The sequence below is a fragment of the Mesorhizobium sp. M7A.F.Ca.US.002.01.1.1 genome, from assembly GCF_004022955.1.
GTDB lineage: Bacteria > Pseudomonadota > Alphaproteobacteria > Rhizobiales > Rhizobiaceae > Mesorhizobium > Mesorhizobium ciceri.
Genome location: NZ_RZQE01000432.1, coordinates 1 through 5,096 on the forward strand (window position 1 = coordinate 1; position 5,096 = coordinate 5,096).

General features: G+C 63.1%; 5 protein-coding genes and 1 pseudogene. All 6 read left to right on the forward strand.

Going from position 1 to position 5,096, the window contains the following annotated elements; all coding sequences use genetic code 11:
- Positions 1-111: 111 nt before the first annotated feature.
- Positions 112-537 (forward strand): flagellar hook-length control protein FliK, encoded by a 426-nt coding sequence (locus tag EN932_RS28735; RefSeq protein WP_245483346.1) that lies wholly within the window; start codon positions 112-114, stop codon positions 535-537.
- The gene (locus tag EN932_RS28740) at positions 467-1,054 is read left to right on the forward strand and encodes a transglycosylase SLT domain-containing protein (RefSeq protein WP_164753690.1); all 588 of its coding nucleotides are present in this window, start codon (positions 467-469) and stop codon (positions 1,052-1,054) included. Before EN932_RS28735 ends, EN932_RS28740 begins: the two co-directional genes overlap by 71 nt.
- Before the next feature lie 223 nt (positions 1,055-1,277).
- Positions 1,278-1,946 (forward strand): response regulator transcription factor, encoded by a 669-nt coding sequence (locus EN932_RS28745; protein ID WP_013529780.1) that lies wholly within the window; start codon positions 1,278-1,280, stop codon positions 1,944-1,946.
- 79 nt (positions 1,947-2,025) lie between these two features.
- Complete coding sequence (locus tag EN932_RS28750) at positions 2,026-3,285, forward strand: flagellar hook protein FlgE (protein ID WP_013529779.1); 1,260 nt, start codon at positions 2,026-2,028, stop codon at positions 3,283-3,285.
- A 27-nt stretch (positions 3,286-3,312) separates the two neighbouring features.
- Positions 3,313-4,767: a flagellar hook-associated protein FlgK gene (flgK, locus tag EN932_RS28755; RefSeq protein WP_127369441.1), complete on the forward strand. Its 1,455-nt coding sequence runs from the start codon at positions 3,313-3,315 to the stop codon at positions 4,765-4,767.
- Between the two features lie 4 nt (positions 4,768-4,771).
- Positions 4,772-5,096, forward strand: a pseudogene (locus tag EN932_RS28760) (flagellar hook-associated family protein); the annotation flags it as partial.

Genomic DNA, 5,096 nt, shown 5'->3' on the forward strand with positions numbered 1-5,096 from the left:
GCCCTCAATGTGATCAACGCCATAGCCGCCGACGCCGGGCCGCAAAAGGCGCTTTCAGCCTCACCCACGACCACCCATCTGGCCAGCTCTGTTGCCGTTCCGACACATGTGTTGAAGATCGAACTTCACCCTGCCGAACTCGGCATGGTGACGGCCAATCTTCGCCTCTCCGGGGAACAACTTTCGATTGAGCTGAAGCCTGAAACACACGATGCCTATCGTCGGCTGTCGGCCGACAGCGAGGCCATCGTCAAGTCGCTGCGAGGGCTCGGCTTCGAGGTTGACAAGGTCACGATAATGCAACCTTCGGTAGCAGTTCCCGCTACAACCCGGACGGATGCAACCGCTCCCTTGGCGGCCGCAACAGGCCGCGATCCAGCATCCTTTCAACCGGGGAATTCGGGCGGCGGCAATGGTGGAGCCGGCGGCCAGCAACCGGGTCAGCAATCCTCAGGGAACCGCAACGATGACGCGCAGGACTACGGCCGCGGCACTTCGCCTTCTCGCGAGCGCGCTGGCGGCGATATCTTTATCTAGCGCGGTAACAGCTGCCGCAGCCACGACCAACCCTTGCGAGCCGGAAATCCTGCGCGCCGCCGACCGCTATGGCGTTCCCGCCGGCATCCTTTATGCCGTTGGCCTGACGGAGACCGGCAACAAGGGCAGCCTTCAACCCAACGCTTTGAATATAGAGGGAAAAGCAGTCTTTCCCAGGAGCCGGACCGAGGCCCTTGCCGCCTTCGCCAATGCCCGGCGCGAGGGCAAGACCCTGATCGATCTGGGCTGCATGCAGATCAACCACCACTACCACGCATCGCATTTTCGCAGCGTCGAGGACATGCTCGACCCACGTCAGAACGTCGACTATGCGGCGCGCTTCCTGGCCAGCCTTCATGCCCGTCACGAGACCTGGTCGATGGCCGTGGCCCGCTATCATGCCGGCCCCGACAATGACCCGGCGCAGAAGATCTATGTCTGCCGTGTCATTGCCAACATGGTCGCCACCGGCTTTGGAAAATGGACCGCGAACGCCCGCGGATTCTGCAACCCATAAGCGCATTTCCCATTACTAATAGACCTGCCACACAACCCCGAATTGTTGTTCTGGCCTGGCCAAGACTTGGCGCCGAATGCGTATCTGGCTGCACGCTAATGCAACCGATACGATTCCAGACTCCCAAGAAACTAGCTATAAGAAATGACGGTTGTTCAGGATTCTCGCCAGCGGATAGGCCTCTCTTCACGGGGCAAATGATTTGATTCGGAAGGCGGGGCCGATGATTGTGATCGTTGACGAGCGCGAGCTCGTAACAGAGGGATACAATTCACTTTTCGATCGTGAGGGCATCGCCTGTGCAGGCTTTGCATCCGGCGAATTCGGTGAGTGGGTGAATTCGGCCGCCGACACCGATCTGCGCTCGGTCAGGGCCTTCCTCATCGGCGATTGCCGCGAAGGTTCCATCTCTCCGCGCCAGATCCGCGACCGCACCGGCGCCCCGGTGATTGCGCTGAGCGAACAGCATTCGCTGGAGAACACGCTGCGGTTGTTCGAGAGCGGCGTCGATGACGTCATTCGCAAGCCCGTCCATATCCGTGAGATCCTGGCCCGCATCACCGCGATCCGCCGCCGCGCCCAGGAAGACGTCGCCTACACCGAGATCGGCGCCATGCGCATCTTCATGGACGGCCGCGACCCCGAGATCGACGGTCAGCCCCTCCCCCTGCCGCGCCGCGAGCGCCGCATCCTCGAATATCTGGCGAGCAATCGCGGGCGCCGGGTCACCAAGACCCAGGTCTTCAACGCCATCTACGGCATCTTCGACGAAGAGGTCGAGGAGAACGTGGTGGAGAGCCACATCAGCAAACTGCGCAAGAAGCTGCGCGAGAAGCTGGGCACCGACCCGATCGATTCCAAGCGTTTCCTCGGCTACCGGCTCGTCTTCTGATGCAGCGCCGCGCCAGCCTCGCGCAAGAAAACATGCGTAGCCTCGCAGCCAGCAGCATGGACACAGCGGAGACGTTTCGATGAGCCTCTATGGAATGATGCGGACCGGCGTTTCCGGCATGAACGCGCAGGCAAACCGCCTGTCGACGGTCGCCGACAACATCGCCAATTCAGATACCACGGGTTACAAGCGGTCCTCCGCCGAATTTTCGACGCTGGTCATGCCGTCGACCGGTGGCGCCTACAATTCCGGCGGCGTCACCACGACGATCCGTCAGGCGGTCAGCGATCCGGGCGTGCTTCAGTACACGACCTCGGTTTCCGACCTTGCCGTCAGCGGCGATGGCTTCTTTGTCGTTCAGGATCCGAGCGGTACCCCCTATCTGACCCGAGCCGGCGCTTTCGTTCCCGACGGTCAGGGCAGGCTTGTCAACTCGGCCGGTTTCCAGCTGATGGCCTACAGTTACGAGAACGGCGTACCGGCAGCGACGGTCAACGGCTTCGAGGGATTGGTCCCGGTTGTCATCTCCGACCAGGGCATGACCGCAACGCCGAGCACCGAGGGCAGCTTTGCCGGCAACCTGCCGGCGGGTGCGACCCCGGTCGCGACCGCCAATCTGCCCGCCGCCAACGCTGCGACCGCGCAATACACGTCGAAATCCTCCATGGTCGCCTACGACAATCTCGGCAACAAGAAGCTGCTCGACGTCTATTTCACCAACACCGGCGCCGGCACCTGGCAGGTGGCGGTCTTCGATCAGTCGAAGGCCACCGCTGGAACATCGTTCCCCTACACCGCCGGCGGCTTGCTGGGCTCGGCCAACCTGACCTTCGACACCACCACCGGCAAGCTCACCGGCACGCCCACCAACGTTTCATTTACTGTGCCGAACGGCGCCACCCTCAATCTCGATCTGTCGGCGCTGACCCAGCTTGGCACCGGCTTCACGGTTTCCGACGCCCAGGTCAACGGCAACGCACCGAGCACCATCGACAAGGTCCAGATCAGCAAGGACGGCACCATCTACGCTCAGTACAAGGACGGCTCGACCAAGCCGCTCTACAAGATCCCGCTCGCCGACGTACAGAGCCCGGACCAGCTCAAGGCGCTGCCTGGCAACGTCTATTCGCAAGGCACCGAGTCCGGCGCGGTTCGTGTCGGCTTTGCCAATGAAGGCAAGCTCGGCTCCATCATCTCCGGCGCGCTCGAGAATTCCAACGTCGATATCGCCGAAGAACTGACCAACATGATCGCGGCGCAGCGCAGCTACACCGCCAATTCGAAAGTCTTCCAGACCGGTTCCGATCTGATGGACGTCCTTGTCAACCTGAAGAGATAAGACGGGCGTCGCCCGCGAAAGACCCGCATGTCACTGTCTACCGCATTGAGTATCGCCCAGTCGGCGCTTATGAACACCGCGCGACAGACCAGCGTTGTCTCGCGCAATGTCGCCGACGCCTCCAACCCGGACTATTCGCGGCGCCAGGCCGTCGTCACCAGCACGGCGCCGGGTGCGCGCTCGGTCGATATCCAGCGCGCAGCCAACGAGCTTCTGTTTCGCCAGAATCTCGCCGCGCTATCGGCCTGGAGCGGCCAGAACGCTCTCTACAACGGCATGGATCAGTTGGGTGTTGCGGTCAATGGCGTCGACAATGCGTCCTCGCCCTCGACTGCGATCGCCAACCTGCAGCAGGCGCTGCAGCTCTACGCCACCTCGCCGTCGAATCAGAACCTCGGCGCCTCCGTCATCGACGCCGCCAAACAGGTCGTGCGCTCGCTCAATGAGGGCTCCAAGGCAGTCCAGGATTTCCGCACCCAGACCGACGGTCAGATTGCCACCGCCGTCGACGACCTGAACTCGCTGCTCGGCCAATTCCAGGATGCCAACACGGCCGTCATGTCCGGAACCCGTTCCGGCACCGACGTTTCCGATGCGCTCGACCAGCGCGATGCGCTTTTGAAGAAGATTTCGAACTATGTCCCGGTGTCGACCTTCACGCGAGGCGACAATGACATGGTCATCACCACCGGCGACGGCACGACCTTGTTCGAGACGATACCGCGCACGGTCACCTTCGCGGCGTCGGCAGGCTATACCGCGGGTGCCGCCGGCAATGCCGTCTACATCGACAATGTGCCGATCTCGGCGGGAGCCGGTGGCAACACCAGCGCCAGCGGCACGCTTGCCGGCCTGCTGCAATTGCGCGACGGCGTCGCCTCGACCATGCAGAGCCAGCTCGACGAGACCGCGCGTGGCCTGATCACAGCCTTTGCCGAGACCGCACCCTCGATGGCCAACGCCGCCGGCCTGTTCACCTGGTCTGGTGCGCCGGCCGTGCCGGCGGCCGGCACGCTGGTCAACGGCCTTGCCGCGTCCATCAGCGTCAATGCAGCGATGGACCCGGGCACCGGCGGCAACCCGATGCTGCTGCGCGACGGCGGTGCCAACGGTGCGGCCTACGTCGCCAACACGGGCGGTGGCGCGTCCTATTCCACCCTTCTGGTTGCCTATGGCGACCGGCTCGACCAGCCGATGATTTTCGACCCCGCCGCCGGGGTTTCGGCAACGTCCAGCGTGTCCGATTACGCCGCCAGTTCGATCGGCTGGTTCGAGGGCGTGCGCCAGCAGGCTTCGACCGCCTCCGACGCCAAGGAAGCGCTGGCGTCGCGCAGCGCCGAGGCGCTGTCCAACGCGACCGGGGTCAATGTCGACCAGGAAATGTCGCTGCTGCTCGACCTCGAACACACCTACCAGGCGTCGGCCCGGATGATGAAAACCGTCGACGACATGATGACGGCCTTGCTCAACGCGGTGGGATAATTCCATGACTTCAGTCTCCTCGGCCGCAATCTCCAATGCCATGCGCTCCCAGCAGATGCGCATGCAGGCCGAACTCGTCAAAGCCACGAAAGAATCCTCGACGGGCAGGGTCGCCGACGTCGGCCTGGCTCTCGGCGGGCGCACCACCCAGGCCGTCACTTTCCAGCGCGATCTTGACCGGCTCAACGTCATCATCGATTCCAACGGCCTGGTCGGCGCCCGGCTCTCCTCGACGCAGACCTCGCTTGGTCAACTCTCGACCGCCGCTCAGACGTTCCTGTCCGCCCTGACCACCGCCTCCTCAAGCGACTCGTCCAACAGCCTCACCC

Coding starts and splice junctions, on each gene's coding strand:
- EN932_RS28740 (WP_164753690.1), top strand. CDS start 467: ATGACGCGCAGGACTACGGCCGCGGCACTTCGCCTTCTCGCGAGCGCG.
- EN932_RS28745 (WP_013529780.1), top strand. CDS start 1,278: ATGATTGTGATCGTTGACGAGCGCGAGCTCGTAACAGAGGGATACAAT.
- EN932_RS28750 (WP_013529779.1), top strand. CDS start 2,026: ATGAGCCTCTATGGAATGATGCGGACCGGCGTTTCCGGCATGAACGCG.
- flgK (WP_127369441.1), top strand. CDS start 3,313: ATGTCACTGTCTACCGCATTGAGTATCGCCCAGTCGGCGCTTATGAAC.